The sequence below is a fragment of the Sphingobacterium sp. BIGb0116 genome, from assembly GCF_024808035.1.
GTDB classification, from domain to species: Bacteria; Bacteroidota; Bacteroidia; order Sphingobacteriales; family Sphingobacteriaceae; genus Sphingobacterium; species Sphingobacterium paramultivorum.
The window spans coordinates 221,527-237,629 of the sequence record NZ_JANUDT010000002.1 but is presented as its reverse complement, the minus strand read 5'-3'; the positions used below and the strand labels follow the sequence as shown (position 1 = coordinate 237,629).

The window sequence follows — 16,103 nt, the reverse complement described above, 5'->3', positions numbered from 1 at the left end:
TGTACTATTTTAATCGTAAAGTAATATTTTAGAAGCATGAAAAAGTATATAACAATCTTAGCAGTGATCATTTCCTTTATTGGTTTTTCTTCGATGCAGACAGGACAAGGGGAATTTAAATTTGAAAAAGAAACCCATGATTTTGGCAAAATTCCGGCCGGTACGCCCGTTTCGTATAATTTCAAGTTTTCAAATACAGGCAGTGAGCCAATTATCATTTCAAATGTTGTGCCTACCTGCGGATGTTCTGTAGCAGAATTTACGAAAACGCCAATTAAACCAGGCGAAAGCGGAACGATCAAAGTGACTTACAATGCAGCGGCAAAAGCTCCATTCACAAAGAGTTTCACGGTACAGTCGAACACCAAGACTCCTGTAAAAACGCTATATATTAAGGGTATTGTAGAATAACAATTCTTGTAAATAAAACGAAAAAAGCCACTCAATCATGTGGCTTTTTTCGTTTTATTTTGGTTAGCTTTGCACTACTAATTTTAAAAAAACTATAATGCCAGTAATATCAGAAAAAGGGCTAAATATGCCTGCGTCGCCTATTAGAAAGTTGACGCCATATGCTGATCAAGCAAAAAAAGAAGGTAAAAAGATATACCACCTCAATATCGGACAACCTGATATCCAAACACCTGAAGTGATGCTTAATGCTTTGAAAAATATACAGTTCAAAGTGTGGGCTTACACAGCTTCTGAAGGTACAGCCTCTTATCGGAACAAGTTAGCAGAATATTATAATAAGCTAAATTATAATATTGAGCCAACTGATATATTAGTAACTAATGGCGGCTCGGAAGCGATTATGATCGCTATGCAAGCCTGTTTAAATGAAGGAGAAGAGATTATCATTCCGGAGCCATTTTATGCAAATTACAATGGTTTTGCCTGTTCCTCTGATGTTGTAATCAAACCAATCATATCCTATATTGAAAGCGGATTTGCATTACCTTCTATCGCTGAATTTGAAAAAGTAATTACCCCGAAAACCAGAGCGATCTGCATCTGTAATCCAAATAACCCGACGGGGTACCTTTATTCCAGAGAAGAACTCGAAGCTCTTCGTGAACTTTGTCTAAAATATGATCTTTACCTTTTCTCAGATGAGGCCTATCGTGAATTTTGTTACGATGGTAGAGAGTTTATCTCACCAATGCATTTAGAAGGTCTCGAAAATAATGTGGTTATTTTTGATACAGTATCAAAACGTTACTCTGCTTGTGGTGCGCGTATTGGATGTATCATTACCAAAAATAAAGTGCTATATCAGACTGCACTGAAATTTGCGCAAGCTCGCTTAAGCCCTTCGTTGGAAGGTCAAATTGCGGGTGAGGCTGCTGTTGATACACCAGACAGTTACTTTGAAGCAGTATCCAAAGAATACACAGCAAGAAGAGATACCCTCGTGAAAGGACTTAACGCCATTGAAGGAGTTTACTCTCCTAACCCAGGTGGTGCATTTTACGTCGTTGCCAAACTACCGATTGACAATGCTGATAAATTCTGTCAATGGATGTTGGAAGATTTCTCTTACAATAACGAAACGGTAATGATGGCTCCCGCTACCGGTTTTTACAGTACGGAGGGTGCCGGTATAAATGAAGTACGCCTTGCCTATGTGCTTAATCAAGATGATCTCAATAAAGCATTGGTTTGCCTAGAGAAAGCTCTTCAAGTGTATCCGGGACGTACAAATTAATAACAAAATAACAGCACTTATGAAAGGCGGGACATGTATGTTCCGTCTTTTTCTTTTTTCATAGCTCCTCCTCATAAACCCTTCTTCTATTTGCTATTTTAAAAAAAACAAAACAAACTTTTGAAGCATCTTGTTCTTATTATAGTAACCAAAGCGATTTCATATGGATAAATTGAAGAAATTCCAATTAATGGAAAAAATAGCAAGAGAATTAGAAGATGTCAGAAATAGCCAACAAGCTGTTTTGGAAAAAATAGGCAAAATCGAAGTTGATAACATTGAACTCGGCGATAAGAATATTGAAAAAACAATTCCCGATATCTATCAGCGCACAGCAGATAATTCAGATGCTATCAAAGCTCTTCTGGAATCTTTTCAAGAGCAGACAGCAGAATTTGGGGAGAAAAACAATGTTGGAAAACTATTGGAACAACAACAGATCAATAGCGTAAAATAGCTAAAAAAAATAGGCCGATTAAATAATCGGCCTATTTTTTGTTTTATGACTGGGCTTTTGCAGCCTTAGCTTTTAAATATTCTTCTTCAACAAAATGAAGCTGTTGTTCTGGTGTCAGATTTGAATTGTCCAAAACAATCGCATCTTCGGCTTGTCGTAATGGACTTTCCGCACGCGTACTGTCGATACGGTCACGTGTAGAAAGATTCTCCACAACTTCTTCTAAAGTCACGTCCTCTCCTTTTTCCGTTAACTCTAGATAACGCCTCGCAGCACGTACTTTAGGATCTGCGGTCATAAAAATCTTCAGATCAGCATCTGGAAAAACGGTAGTACCAATATCACGGCCATCCATAATAATATTTCGCCTGCTACCCAATTTTTGCTGCTGGGCAACCATAGCAACCCGAACAGCTTTGATCGCACTCACATCGCTGACTTTATCAGAAATATACATCTGACGGATCTCTTCAGAGATATCCTCATCGTTTAGATGGATCTCCGTCTTTATTGCGTTTGGGATAAAATCAATATGGATATCGTCCAGTGCATTTTCTATCGCTTCTTTATCATCCAGCGCTATTTCATACCGGATAAAATAGAGTGTGACAGCCCTATACATGGCTCCACTGTCAATAAAGGCGAACTTCAGTTTTTTTGCCAAAGCCTTTGCCAGGGTACTCTTACCGCAGGAGGAAAAACCATCTATGGCGATAATAAAATTGTGACGTCCACTCATTATTCGTTTCCTCCTATGATTACACCTGGACGATTGACCAAAGGAACCTTAGTGAGGTTACCATCCACAATGCTTTCGGGTAAAAAGATATATTTTTTATCGTAAATAATATTATCAATATAAAAACTCAACCAATATTCATTTGTCAGCCCGAATACCTGTTCATCGATCGCTTCAACACGATCGAAAGATTTCGCTTCTATATTTCCAATAAAATGACGCAAAGTCGTTGTTGTTACTTGTCGGCCATCCTTTTCGCCATAACCTTTTGAGCTGATCAGCACATTCTGAATGGCAATGTTCTTGTCGTTGATAACATAGACAGTCCAATTTTTTGTCTCCACCGTCTCACCTTCCAAAACAACGGCGATCATAATGTCTTTGACAATATTTTCAGGAAAATCTGCTTTCATCCTTATTTAGACTTTGTAGTTTTTTTAGCTGGAGCCTTCTTTGCTGGAGCCTTTTTTGCTACAGTTTTCTTTTCTGTTGTTTTTGCTTTAGTCGCTTTTCCTTTTGGAGCATCTGCCTCAGCCCATTTCAGCACATCCGCATACGTGATTTTTTCAATCTCGGTTCCTTTAGGTATTTTCAGATTTTGCTTGCCAAAACGAATAAATGGTCCCCAGCGTCCCTGCTCAATTTGAGCATCCAGATTTTCCTCAAAAACCCGAATAACTTTCTCGATATCTTTCTGACGTTTGTCTTTGATAATCTGTATCGCCTCTTCTTCTGTTACGTCCAAAGGATCAACGCCTTTAGGCAACGAGTAAAACGCTGAATTGTGACGTATATAAGGTCCAAATCGTCCCACCGCGACAGTCATTTCCTTGTCTTCAAATAAACCGACTTTTTTCGGTAATTTGAATAATTCCATGGCATCCTCAAAAGTAATGGTTTCGATCATCTGTCCCTTCCGCAAGGAAGCAAAACGAGGTTTTTCTTCATCGTCAGGAGAACCAATCTGTACCAGTGGGCCGAACTTACCAATGCGAACCGAAACGGGTTTACCGGACACTGGATCGATACCGAGCTCACGCTCATTATTCGCACGATCTGCATTTACTAAAGTATCTTCTACCTCAGAATGAAAAGGTCCATAGAAATCATGCAACATTTTTGTCCATTCGGTCAGTCCATGCGCAATATCGTCAAATTCTTTTTCTACGTTGGCCGTAAAATGAAAATCCACAATACCGTTGAAGTGTTCAACCAAAAAATCATTCACCACAACACCGATATCCGTTGGAAACATTTTTCCTTTTTCGGCACCGGTTATTTCAGTTTTTGTTATCGCTGTTAATTCAGCATCCTTTAATGTTAGTACACGGTAATCACGCGATTTACCTTCACGTTCTTCCTTTATAACATAACCGCGGTTTTGAATCGTTGAAATCGTAGGTGCGTAGGTTGAAGGACGGCCGATTCCCAATTCCTCCAATTTTTTCACCAAAGCAGCTTCCGTATAACGTGCTGGAGGTCGTGTAAAACGCTCTGTTGCCGACATGTTTTTCAAAGTCAATGGCATACCAACGGCTAATGGTGGAAGAATAGCATTGTCACTATCTTCGTCCGTCGCGCTGTCTTGCTCGTCGTCCAAGGATTCCATGTAAACTTTCAAGAATCCATCAAATTTCATAACCTCTCCTGAAGCATTCAAATCTTCAGTACGGGTTGAGATGTCGATCTTTGCCAATGTACGTTCAAACTCCGCCTCACTCATTTGGGAAGCAATTGCTCTTTTCCAAATAAGCTCATATAATCTTTTTTCGGATGCATCACCATCAATGGTGTGCTCTGAGAAATAGGTAGGACGAATAGCTTCGTGTGCCTCTTGTGCACCCGATGTTTTTGTTTTATATTTTCTGAGTTTATGGTACTGGTTACCATAAGCCGATTTGATTTCCTTTTCAGCAGCCTCAATCGCCGTATCACTCAAATTAACAGAATCGGTACGCATATAGGTAATTCGTCCTGATTCATACAGCCTTTGAGCCACCTGCATGGTGCGGGCAACCGAAAATCCAAGTTTTCTACTTGCTTCCTGCTGTAATGTTGATGTTGTAAATGGCGCCGATGGTGAACGCTTTGCAGGTTTTGTTTCTAGATTTTTTACAGAAAACAGCGCTGCTTTACAATCTTCCAAAAATTTGGTCGCCTCTGCTTCTGTTGCAAAACGCTGCGGAAGCTCGGCTTTAAAACTATCTTTAACTTTTCCCGTATGAAAAAAAGCAACGATCTTAAAAGCCGCTTCGGGTTCAAATTTATTGATTTCACGCTCACGATCTACAATCAGACGAACCGCAACAGACTGCACCCGCCCAGCAGATAAAGAAGGCTTCACCTTTTTCCATAGAACCGGAGATAATTCAAAACCGACTAATCGATCTAGAACCCTTCGCGCTTGTTGTGCATTTACTAGGTTATAATCTATTTTACGCGGATTGTCAATAGCCTTCAGGATAGCTGGCTTCGTAATCTCATGAAACACAATCCTTTTTGTATTTTCATCTTTTAATCCCAAAGTCTCAAATAAGTGCCATGAAATAGCCTCTCCTTCGCGGTCCTCATCGGACGCTAACCAAACGGTTTCTGCAGCTTTAGCCAATTTCCTCAGTTCACTTACAACCGCCTTTTTGTCGGAGGGAACTTCATACTTTTGTTCAAAATTCTTTTCGGTATCAATTGCATCATCGGTTTTCACCAAGTCGCGAATATGTCCATAACTTGACTTGACCAAAAAATCCTTTCCTAAATACCCTTCTATCGTTTTCGCTTTCGCTGGAGACTCAACTATCAATAAATTTTTCGCCATCTAATTTGAGATTTGTGCAAATAAAGGGAATTCTGAAAGGAATGACAATAATTTCTTGCAAAAAAGACAAAAAAAATAGATTTCATGTCGACAATTAAGAAATTTATCCAAGGACAAAGGACCGCGTAACGGAGTTGAGGTCGACACAGAAACGCTGTCAGATCAAGGAGATTCACCGATCCAACTACCTTGTTTCAATCTATTTCAGACAAAAATAAATTCATTTAACTTTATTCGGTTTCGAATCCACCTTCATAAAGTTGCTAAATCAAATATTCGAAACAGTTAAAATACGTATAAGTAAAATATATATGTATATTCGCTTATTCAAAAGGGCAATATATAGCAACTCCCCTATTTTGTTTAAATATTTCAATAATGAAAAGAAGTCTTCTCAGAATTGCCTTTTGGGGCACGTTATTACCATTTGTATCTTGTTCAGTTATGAAAGATTCAGCAAAAACAAATTCAGGCAATTTCCCTAAACTTAGTCTGGAAGCACATCGCGGCGGCCGCGGCCTATATCCTGAAGAGTCTATCGCTGCTATGAAAAATGCAATAGATCTTGCAAAGGTGACCACACTGGAAATGGATTGCCACATTACCAAAGACCGTAAGGTTGTTGTCTTTCACGACGATTATCTTAACCCAAAATTTGTCTTGAAACCCAATGGCTCCGAAATTTCTGACAAGGACAAATCGCTGAGAATTTATGATATGCTTTATAAAGATCTGATTAAATACGATATCGGATCGAAATTTTATAAAGAGTTTCCAGAACAGAAAAAACAGGTTACACGTATAGCAAAGCTATCAGACCTTATTGATAGTACTGAAGCCTACGCAAGTCTAAAAAGGAAAGCACCGATGTTTTACAATATCGAAGTGAAGAGTAAGGAAGATAAAGATGGTATTTTCCATCCAAAGGTAGAAGAGTTTGTGGACCTTATGGTGCAGGTGATCACCGATAAGAAAATTGCTTCACGAACCGTCATCCAATCATTTGACAGCAGGGCTATTAAATATCTGCACAAAGCATATCCTCAAATCAAAGTTTCTTATCTTATTGATGCAAATTACACCAAGAGTGTTGAGCAAACAATTGCAGCTTTGGGCTTTACACCTTTTATTATAAGTACGCACTATAAAATAGCTACACGCGATTTTATTACACAGTGCCATAAAGCGGATATCAAGGTTATTCCATGGACAGTCAACACAAAAGACGAGATAGAACAGCTGAAGGCTGTAAAGGTTGACGGAATTATTAGCGATTACCCCAATTTGTTTTAACAAACACCTTTCTTGTTTCGTTAAGAATAAAAAAATAAATTCCAGTGCATCTTAATGTCAGGAGAAACCAAGCCAAAGCAAAGCAGTTCGTTAATCGCCCTAAACTACTTTGTTTTGGTTTTGTTTTTTAATGCTTTGTCAATATATTCACGTCCCTTTTGAACCAAAAATTCAGAGCGGTGGTAATCCCAAAGGTTACATATATTATAGGGAATATCCACCACCACATCGGGATGGTATAAATCAACAATCATACGGCTCATTTTCCTGCGCATCACATAGTATGAGGCTTGTAGAATATCCAAGGAATTCGAAGTCTTCGGGTCCAGTTTTTTGATAACAGAATATTGTTTATCCGGTTTAGATTCCAAATTAACAGCAATGATTAAATTCTCTTTCTTGGTTACATGATTTATGGGCAATGGATTCAGCACACCACCGTCAACGTACACATGGTTCTCCTCTTCCACCGCTGTAAATACAGCTGGAATAGCAATCGAAGCACGAATGGCATCATACATACTCCCAAAATCCAGCACAACCTCCTTTTCGTAGTTTAGGTCTGTCGCAATGGCTTTAAACAAAATTGGAAAAGTCTCTATATTAGCATCAGGGATCACAGATTTCAAGGCGTTAAACACCTTGATTCCCTTCATCATTCCTAGCCCCTTCCAGCTAAAATCCATCATATTAAAGACCGATTTCTTCGTCAGGCTCTGCATCCAATCTTCGAGAACATCCATCTTCCCTTGCGCATAAATACCACCAACAAGTGCTCCTATTGAACAACCTACCACCTCATCGATTTCGAAGCCCAGCTCTTCAAGCCGTCGAATAATACCAATATGCACAAGACCTCTTGCACCACCTCCACCCAGGACAAGGGTAACTTTACGATTCAAAAAAGCTTTCTCCAACATAAGTATACAAGTACATGAAACACTTGTTTACATCCAAGCAACAATGTAAACAGATAATCATCGTTATTATATGTATTTTTGATTACAATATACGCAGTAAAAAAAGAAATATGAAAATAGAAATTTGGTCGGACATCATTTGTCCATTTTGTTATATTGGCTTGACAAAGCTTGAATTGGCGCTCCAGCAAACCGCAAGTAAGCCAGCCGCTGAAATCATCTGGAAATCGTATCAGCTTAACCCCGACTATCCCGAAGATGCTCCGGCAATGCCAACCTACGACTACCTCGTTCAAACGAAGGGCATGAGCATGGACGATGTGGTTGCGATGACTTCACAACTCAGTGCGCAGGGAAAAGAGCTGGGTATTGACCTGAATTTTGAAAAAGCAATCGTTGTAAATACAAAAAAAGCTCATCGTCTGATCCATTTCGCCCAGGCACAGCAAAAAGGCACTCAGCTCAAAAAAGCCTTATTTAAGGCTCATTTCACCGATGGTCTCGATGTAAATAACAACGAGGTTCTCATCGCTATCGCAACAGAAGAGCATCTTTCCGCTCAGGAGGTAAAAAACTTATTGGAATCAGATGAATTTGCTTATGATGTTGCACAGGATATCCAAGAAGGTGTCAGCTTAGGACTCCGAGGTGTTCCTTTCTTTGTATTTGACAGAAAATACGCTATCCCCGGAGCACAGCCCATGGAAGTCTTTCACAATACAATAAATGAATGCCTGGCCAGTCAGCCTGCACCTCTTGAACGCAGAGGCGAAGAAGGCCCTTCATGTGATCCTGAAACAGGAAAATGTGAATAAAGAAAGAAAAAATTATTGTTTAATTTTACTATTTTCGCAAGCTTATAACGACAAACAAATTTGGTATAAATGCAGTTAACCAAACTAGAAATTAAAGGATTTAAGAGTTTCGGAGACAAGATCACGATCAACTTCAATGATGGTGTCACAGCGATTGTCGGTCCCAATGGATGCGGGAAGTCCAATGTGGTCGACGCCATACGCTGGGTACTGGGAGAACAAAGCACAAAGATGCTTCGCTCCGATAAAATGGAAAATATTATCTTCAATGGAACGAAAAATAGAAAGCCGGCAAACCTTGCAGAAGTTTCGCTGACCTTCAACAACAACAATAATATTCTGCCAACGGAATTCTCGACAGTGACCGTCACTCGTAAGCTGTTTCGCAACGGCGATAGTGAATATCGATTGAATGATGTCAAATGTCGTTTAAAAGATATCACGGATCTGTTCCTGGATACCGGGGTTGGTGCCGACAGTTATTCGATTATCGAATTGAAAATGATTGATGAAATTATCAACAACAAAGATAATTCACGTCGCAACCTCTTCGAAGAAGCATCCGGAATCTCTAAGTATAAAGTTCGTAAAAAACAAACTTTAGCAAAGCTGAGAGATACTGAGGCCGATCTTAGCCGTGTGGATGATTTGCTTTATGAAATCACAAAGAATCTCAAATCATTAGAAAATCAAGCTAAAAAAGCTGAAAAATATACCTCACTTAAAGCAGAATACCGCCAAAGCAGTATAGATTTGGCTTATTATAGAATTGCTGATTTTTCGACCGAATTAGAAAGACTTCAGACACAAGAATCCAAGGTTCAAAAAGATGCCATCAATGCACAGCAAAATATCCTGAACGCGGAAACTGAACTCCAAACACTCCGCCAGACAAATTTGGAACAGGAAAAAAACCTTTCGGTACAGCAAAAAACAACACAGGAATTTGTCAATAAAATCCGAGGTTATGAATCGGAAAAGAAGATCAAAAACGAAAAAGTTAAAAATCTTCAAGATAAGGAAAACCGGCTGAACCTCGATATCAACAGCGATAAACAACAGCTTAATCACGTACTCTACACCATCAAACGACTGAATGAAGAATTGTTTGATGAGCAAAATAAACTCGATTCGTTAAAAACGAATCTTGAATCGGATAAATCCGAAGTCGACGAACTGAGAGGACAGCAACAGTCTGCAAAGGGAAAACTTGATATTTTTAATAAGAGTAATGCTGAATTACAGGCCAAAATCTACAAATTAGAAAAAGATCTTGCAGTATTCACAATTCAGAAAGAAGCTCTTCTGCAAGAATCTGTTCGCAATAGTGTAGATACAGAAGCAAAAGAAGCCGAATTGCGGCAGTTCAATTCCTCTGTTATGGAATTGGAGGGCCGTGTGGAAGCACAGCAGCTACAGTACGATTCAGCAAACCAGCAGGAAGAAGAGCTCCAAGGACAGATTAATCAGTGCCAGGCAAACCTAGAGGAATTTAAGGCCCAGCTGGCCAAAGATCTCCGTCTTGTAGATGCCAAACAAAACGAATACAACCTCACAAAATCCCTTGTTGATAATTTAGAAGGTTTCCCTGATTCCATTCGATTCCTCAAGAAAAATGCAGGATGGAAAAAGCAGCCTCCGCTCCTATCAGATGTCCTTTTCTGTCAGGAAGATTACCGTGTGGCTATTGAGAACTACCTAGAGCCTATTATGAACCATTATGTTGTCGAAACACAACAAGATGCTGTTCAGGCGATTCAGCTATTGAGCGATGCCGCAAAAGGAAGAGCTAATTTCTTTGTTTTAGATGCCATAGCGGATTCCCCAAGCGTTGCCCCTGCACCAAATGACAATTTGATGTCTGCATTGGATGTGATTACCGTAGACGAAAAGTACAGGGCTTTATGTACGATGCTGCTCCAGCAGGTCTTCATCCTTAAACATGAAAATGAAAAGGAGCTGGATGAAAAGCTCCCTGCTCTGGGACAGGTGATTCTACAAAAAAATGGACGTTATTCGAAACATCATTTGGGCCTTTCTGGTGGTTCTGTGGGATTATTTGAGGGAAAACGTATCGGAAGAGCGAAAAACCTCGAAGTGCTATCCCAAGAGATCAAAACCTTAAATCAGGAAATAGCAAAACTTGAAGATAAAATAACGGCCGAAACAGCTCGCCTGGATGCACTGCGTGGCAATTCACAGAAAGAGTTAATCGATGAGCTGCGCTTTCAGCTCAATAGACTGAATAATGAATTAATTACCGTCAAAACAAAGCAAGAGCAATATCAAGCCTTCATTAATAACTCCCAGGCCCGTAAAAAAGATATTCAGGAGAAAATTGAAGGTATAGAATCGGATTTAAAAATTGCGGAGCCACAGCTTCAGGAGTTGCGCCTGGAAAAAGAACAGAGTATCGCCGAACTATCGACTTTACAAGATCAGTTCCATGAAATATCTGAAGTACTTAACGAAAAATCGACTGCATACAATCAAGAGAATATCACTTACCATCAACAGTTAAACAAAGTTTCCAATATCACAAAAGATCTCGAATTTAGAGAGACGCAGAAAGATGACCACGAAATCCGTGTGGAGCGAAACAGTGCAGAATTAGTTGAAGTGCTAGAAGCTTTAAGAACAACCATTCCATTTGAAGATGAAGAAGATCAGGATCTTATTGCCATGTATGAGCAGAAGATTGCCCTGGAAGATGGTCTCAAAGAATTGGAAGACGGCTACTATGCAGATAAGCAGAAGATCAATAACCTCGAAGATTCCCTGACACAGCAACGTCGTTCAAAAGAACAGAGTGACTTTCTTGTTTCAGAGATCAAAGACAAAAAAACGGGCCTTCAGATCGACCTCAATTCCTTGAAAGAACGTCTTTCTGTTGAATTCAACATTGAACTGAAAGACCTGATTGACCGTGAAGATGTGCCTGAGATCACAGAAGATCAAGTTACATTGGCTACGAAATGCAGCAAACTCAAGAAACAGCTTGATGAATTTGGAACGATCAATCTGATGGCAAAAGAGGCTTTCGACGAGATGAACGAACGCTATGATTTCATTAACAAAGAGAAAGCTGATTTAATCGAAGCAAAAGGCTCATTGATGGCAACAATAAAAGAAATTGACGATACCGCTCAAGTTCAATTCATGTTTACATTCGATGCCGTAAGGAATAACTTCGTCAAGGTATTCCGTTCGCTATTTAACGAAGAAGACAGCTGCGACCTGGTGCTCACAGATCCGAGCAATCCGCTGGATTCAGACATCGACATTATTGCAAGGCCAAAAGGGAAAAGACCGCTGTCTATCAATCAGCTTTCGGGTGGTGAAAAGACCTTGACTTCAACAGCCTTGTTGTTCTCACTCTATCTTTCTAAACCGGCACCTTTTTGTATATTCGATGAGGTGGACGCTCCGTTGGATGATACTAATATTGATAAATTCAATAATATTATCCGGGATTTTTCCAAGAATTCACAATTTATCGTGGTCTCACACAATAAAAAAACGATAGCGAGTACGGACATCATCTATGGAGTAACCATGGTTGAACAAGGTGTATCCCGTGTAGTTGCAGTAGATCTAAGAGAAGTTGCCTAGTGTGCAGCAAAAATATATAATAAACAAGACGGACTCAGGGGATGTACACCCGGTCCGTCTTATTTATACAGATCAATTTAATTCCTCTCGCCTTTAATGAGATTCTTTGCTGCAACATGCTGTGAATTGCCCTAAGCTTATTTCCTGTTGCAGATCAATATAAGGATGGACAGCAGACAGCCGATTCCCTCAAATAAATAGACCGACTGATAACCAAACGAGCCCGCGATCATTCCCGCCAGTGGTCCTTCCAGTCGCAGAGACCATAAACGCCAGTGAAGACTCCCTCCAATTCATTCCCTTGAAGAACAAGACAATGATGGACGCAATACAGCCAAATGCCATGGAAGAAAACGCCAGGCTCAACCCTTGTCCAAAAATCGCCCATATTACCTTATAAAATGGTTTACGGATATGATCTTAATCAATGGCTACCGCTGGTAGTTTTACCGTGGCATGCCAGCTCATTATTGACAATAATAGCCCCAAAGCAATTCCAATAGTCAAATAGACTCCAAATACCGATACAATAATGGGAATTATGGCTTTGTAGAAGCCAATTGTTTGTCCTTTTTCTAAAATTACACTCATAAATTTTTTGTTTAAATATATTTAGAGTGCAAATATGCCGCGGATCAAAAAGCTAAACATTGACTCAAGTCAAAAAAAGAGTCTGCAAGTCAAAAAAGGAAGCTGAAAAATAAAAAGCCCAGAGTGGGGAACTCTGAGCTTTCGTTAGCCATATATTAACCTATTTTATGAAAAGTATTTGTAATGAAAACGCTACATTTTTGAATTCATTATAACAATAAAAGGTATTTAACGTTTTTTAACATTTAGAAAAAATTAATGATACACTCTATTTGAGCCTAGCCAAAACCGTAATTTTTCGTGTTCGTGTTAGGCATCCTCCGATCCTGTCCACAAAAAAGCTCGAAGTGGGGAACTCCGAGCTAACCTAACCAATTATTAACCTAAATTTATGAAAAGTCTAATTTATGCAAACAGCCTCTTTCGCTGTTTTGAATATTAAACGTAAGCCATGAGCTTATTATTACACAGCTCTTGCGGATTTATATGAAATTTGACATTTTTTAACAATTCAATAAGTAACTTTAGGAAAACGAACATATAAATAAATATCATATGGCAGAATACGATTTAAATGAACTTCAGAAGATCCACGAAAACAAAGATGTTTTAAATTATCTGGAACAACATGGCATTCTGGAAATAAAAAAATTCAATGATGTTTACGATTATGAGAAAGAACTTTACGAGCTCCAAGTCAAACTCTTAAAGCTTCAATATGAAATCATTGAAAAAGGAAAACGGGTCCTTATTATTTTTGAAGGTAGAGACGCTGCGGGTAAAGGTGGTACAATAGGCCGTGTAACCCAATATCTAAATCCCAAAAAGGTACGCGTTGTTGCATTGCCCAAACCAACCGAAGAGGAAGCCGGACAATGGTATTTTCAACGATATATCAAACAGCTCCCTAATGCTGGGGAAATTGTGATTTTTGACCGTAGCTGGTATAACAGAGCTGTTGTTGAACCTGTATTTGGATTTTGCTCCAAGGAGCAGCATGAGCTGTTTATGAACCAGGTCCCTGAATTTGAGAAGCAGTTAATCGACGATGGCATCATCCTCATCAAATTATTCCTGAACGTCAGCAAAGAAGAGCAAGCCGAAAGGTTAAAAGAGCGAAAAGAGGATATCCTAAAACAATGGAAAATTGGTGTGCTAGACCAGCAGGCGCAGGAGAAATGGGATGTATATACGGGCTATATTGAGGATTTATTTAAAAAGACAAGCACCAAAAAATCGCCTTGGCTAGAAATCACGAAAGATAACAAGAAAAAGGCTCGCCTGGCGTCCTTCAAACTGATTATCAATGCTCTTGTTGGAAGTGAACAGGAAAAAATAGATTCTTTCGTTACAAAACACGATTAAAGGTCTGTCGATTAGGTAGGGTACAATTATAAAAAACAGGAGGAAAAGTATTTCCTCCTGTTTTTTATAATGTCAGAACGAATTAGTACAAAAGAACCGAAGTTTCTATTTTGGGTCCTGCTGCATGCACCGAGGGTGGCATCTCATTATTGAATTTTTCAAAATTCGAAATAAACAGCTTCGCCAAGCGTTTTGCCTGCATGTCATAAGCCTCGTCATTGTTCCATAAGCCTCGCGCATCTAAAATTTGCGCAGGAACATGCTCCCCACAGCTCGTCGGATACTCCAGTCCAAAAATATTGTGCTTGTTGAAGTGAGACTCCAGCAGTGAGCCATCCATTGCTGCTCGGATTAACGATCGCGTATAATTTAGCTTAATACGTCTGCCTATTCCGTAAGGACCAGCAATCCAGCCCGTATTCACTAACCAAACTTTGATGTTGCGATTTTGTTCTAGTTTTGAACGCAGCAAAGCCGCATATTTTGAAGGATGAAGCGGCAAAAATGCCTGTCCAAAACAGGTTGAAAATGCTGCTGTAGGCTCCTTTACCCCTACCTCTGTACCCGCAACCTTTGCTGTATAACCACTAACGAAATGATATACCGCCTGATCTATGGTCAACAATGAAATGGGAGGAAGTACACCAAAAGCATCTGCCGTCAGGAAAAAAATATTTTCAGGTTCACGACCAATACCGCTCATTTCGGCATTTTCCATGAAATCTATTGGATAGGATACGCGGGTATTTTCCGTCTTGCTAATATCGTTGTAATCAGGTCGATCAAATTCATCCAAAACAACATTTTCAAGCAGAGACCCAAAACGAATTGCGTGGAAGATCTCAGGCTCTTTGTCTTCCGACAAACCTACACATTTGGCATAGCAGCCGCCTTCGAAATTGAATATTCCCCTTTCGCTCCATCCATGCTCATCATCACCGATCAACTTTCTGTTTCTATCAGCTGATAAGGTCGTCTTCCCTGTACCCGAAAGTCCAAAAAACAAAGCTGTCTCCCCTTCTTTCGAAGTATTCGCCGAACAGTGCATAGAAAGCACATTATGCTGGAATGGCAAAATAAAGTTCAATATTGAGAAAATGCTCTTTTTAATCTCCCCTGTATAACCGGTCCCCGCAATCAGTACTATCTTTTTTGTAAAATCAATCGCGACAAAATTTTCGTTGATAATGCCATATTGATGCGGCTCTTCGATAAGCAGCGTCGGGGCAGCTAAAATCGACCAAGCAGGCTGAGCATCCAAATTTGGTTCCGGCCGCAGAAACAGGTTATTGGCAAATATACTTTGATAAGCTGTCTCCGTAACAACACGCAAATCTATTTGATAAGCTGGATCAGCCCCTGCGGCACAATCTCTTACATAGATGATTTTATCACTTAAGTGATCAGCTACTTTAGAAAATAGTGTTTCAAAATTAGCCGGAGACATCCGTTGATTGATTTCTCCCCACCAAACGCTATCTTTTGTTAAAGAATCTTCGACCAGAAACCGATCTTTTGGCGATCTTCCAGTAAATTTTCCCGTATCAGCAGCGAGTGCTCCCGTATCAGAAAGTCGACCTTCGTGATTTGCTAAGGCATGTTCGACCAATTCAGAAACAGGTAATTGATAAAATACATTTTTTGTACTATCAATTTTTAAATATTTCAAATCAGGCGCGTTTCCAATGTTACCCTTTTTCATATTTTTTGTTTGTTTTAAAATGTGCCCAAATTTAAAGGCATTTTTCGCTAAAAACAAAACTTAATTATCTAAAAATCAAGCTTATT

General features: G+C 39.5%; 13 protein-coding genes. 7 read left to right on the top strand and 6 right to left on the bottom strand.

Going from position 1 to position 16,103, the window contains the following annotated elements:
- Positions 1 to 36: 36 nt before the first annotated feature.
- The 3 genes from M2419_RS07575 (at position 37) to M2419_RS07565 (ending at position 2,165) form a co-directional block, all read left to right on the top strand.
- Positions 37 to 411, top strand: coding sequence for a DUF1573 domain-containing protein (locus tag M2419_RS07575; RefSeq protein ID WP_075992841.1), 375 nt, complete (start codon positions 37 to 39; stop codon positions 409 to 411).
- 97 nt (positions 412 to 508) lie between these two features.
- A complete protein-coding gene (locus tag M2419_RS07570; RefSeq protein WP_153844667.1) occupies positions 509 to 1,708 on the top strand; it encodes a pyridoxal phosphate-dependent aminotransferase in 1,200 nt (399 codons plus the stop codon).
- Positions 1,709 to 1,871: 163 nt separating this feature from the next.
- Positions 1,872 to 2,165 (top strand): hypothetical protein, encoded by a 294-nt coding sequence (locus tag M2419_RS07565; RefSeq protein ID WP_075992843.1) that lies wholly within the window; start codon positions 1,872 to 1,874, stop codon positions 2,163 to 2,165.
- A 43-nt stretch (positions 2,166 to 2,208) separates the two neighbouring features.
- Here the strand turns inward: M2419_RS07565 and cmk are convergent, their stop codons facing one another.
- The 3 genes from cmk to topA are packed head-to-tail and all read right to left on the bottom strand — an operon-like array spanning position 2,209 to position 5,719.
- A complete protein-coding gene (gene cmk / locus M2419_RS07560) occupies positions 2,209 to 2,904 on the bottom strand; it encodes a (d)CMP kinase (RefSeq protein ID WP_259254707.1) in 696 nt (231 codons plus the stop codon).
- On the bottom strand, positions 2,904 to 3,317 hold the full coding sequence (locus M2419_RS07555) for a hypothetical protein (protein ID WP_153844669.1): 414 nt from the start codon (positions 3,315 to 3,317) through the stop codon (positions 2,904 to 2,906). The genes cmk and M2419_RS07555 overlap by 1 nt, the downstream gene beginning before the upstream one ends.
- 2 nt (positions 3,318 to 3,319) lie before the next feature.
- Positions 3,320 to 5,719 carry a type I DNA topoisomerase gene (topA, locus tag M2419_RS07550; protein WP_259254706.1) on the bottom strand — a complete coding sequence of 800 codons (2,400 nt, stop codon included), beginning with the start codon at positions 5,717 to 5,719 and terminating at the stop codon, positions 3,320 to 3,322.
- A gap of 378 nt (positions 5,720 to 6,097) precedes the next feature.
- On the opposite strand from topA, the gene M2419_RS07545 reads away from it, so the two are divergent.
- Positions 6,098 to 7,012, top strand: coding sequence for a glycerophosphodiester phosphodiesterase family protein (locus M2419_RS07545; protein WP_259254705.1), 915 nt, complete (start codon positions 6,098 to 6,100; stop codon positions 7,010 to 7,012).
- Positions 7,013 to 7,116: 104 nt separating this feature from the next.
- On the opposite strand, the gene M2419_RS07540 is transcribed toward M2419_RS07545, so the two are convergent.
- Positions 7,117 to 7,932: a patatin-like phospholipase family protein gene (locus tag M2419_RS07540; protein ID WP_259254704.1), complete on the bottom strand. Its 816-nt coding sequence runs from the start codon at positions 7,930 to 7,932 to the stop codon at positions 7,117 to 7,119.
- 110 nt (positions 7,933 to 8,042) lie between these two features.
- On the opposite strand from M2419_RS07540, the gene M2419_RS07535 reads away from it, so the two are divergent.
- Together M2419_RS07535 and smc are read left to right on the top strand one after the other, a co-directional pair.
- Positions 8,043 to 8,747, top strand: a complete 705-nt coding sequence (locus M2419_RS07535; protein ID WP_159726487.1) for a DsbA family oxidoreductase — start codon at positions 8,043 to 8,045, stop codon at positions 8,745 to 8,747.
- Positions 8,748 to 8,816: 69 nt separating this feature from the next.
- Positions 8,817 to 12,359: a chromosome segregation protein SMC gene (gene smc / locus M2419_RS07530; RefSeq protein ID WP_259254703.1), complete on the top strand. Its 3,543-nt coding sequence runs from the start codon at positions 8,817 to 8,819 to the stop codon at positions 12,357 to 12,359.
- Positions 12,360 to 12,779: 420 nt separating this feature from the next.
- Here the strand turns inward: smc and M2419_RS07525 are convergent, their stop codons facing one another.
- Positions 12,780 to 12,950 (bottom strand): hypothetical protein, encoded by a 171-nt coding sequence (locus M2419_RS07525; protein WP_259254702.1) that lies wholly within the window; start codon positions 12,948 to 12,950, stop codon positions 12,780 to 12,782.
- Positions 12,951 to 13,505: 555 nt separating this feature from the next.
- On the opposite strand from M2419_RS07525, the gene ppk2 reads away from it, so the two are divergent.
- The gene (gene ppk2 / locus M2419_RS07520; RefSeq protein WP_153844676.1) at positions 13,506 to 14,315 is read left to right on the top strand and encodes a polyphosphate kinase 2; all 810 of its coding nucleotides are present in this window, start codon (positions 13,506 to 13,508) and stop codon (positions 14,313 to 14,315) included.
- Between the two features lie 82 nt (positions 14,316 to 14,397).
- Here the strand turns inward: ppk2 and pckA are convergent, their stop codons facing one another.
- Positions 14,398 to 16,017: a phosphoenolpyruvate carboxykinase (ATP) gene (gene pckA / locus M2419_RS07515; protein WP_153844677.1), complete on the bottom strand. Its 1,620-nt coding sequence runs from the start codon at positions 16,015 to 16,017 to the stop codon at positions 14,398 to 14,400.
- Positions 16,018 to 16,103 lie beyond the last annotated feature (86 nt).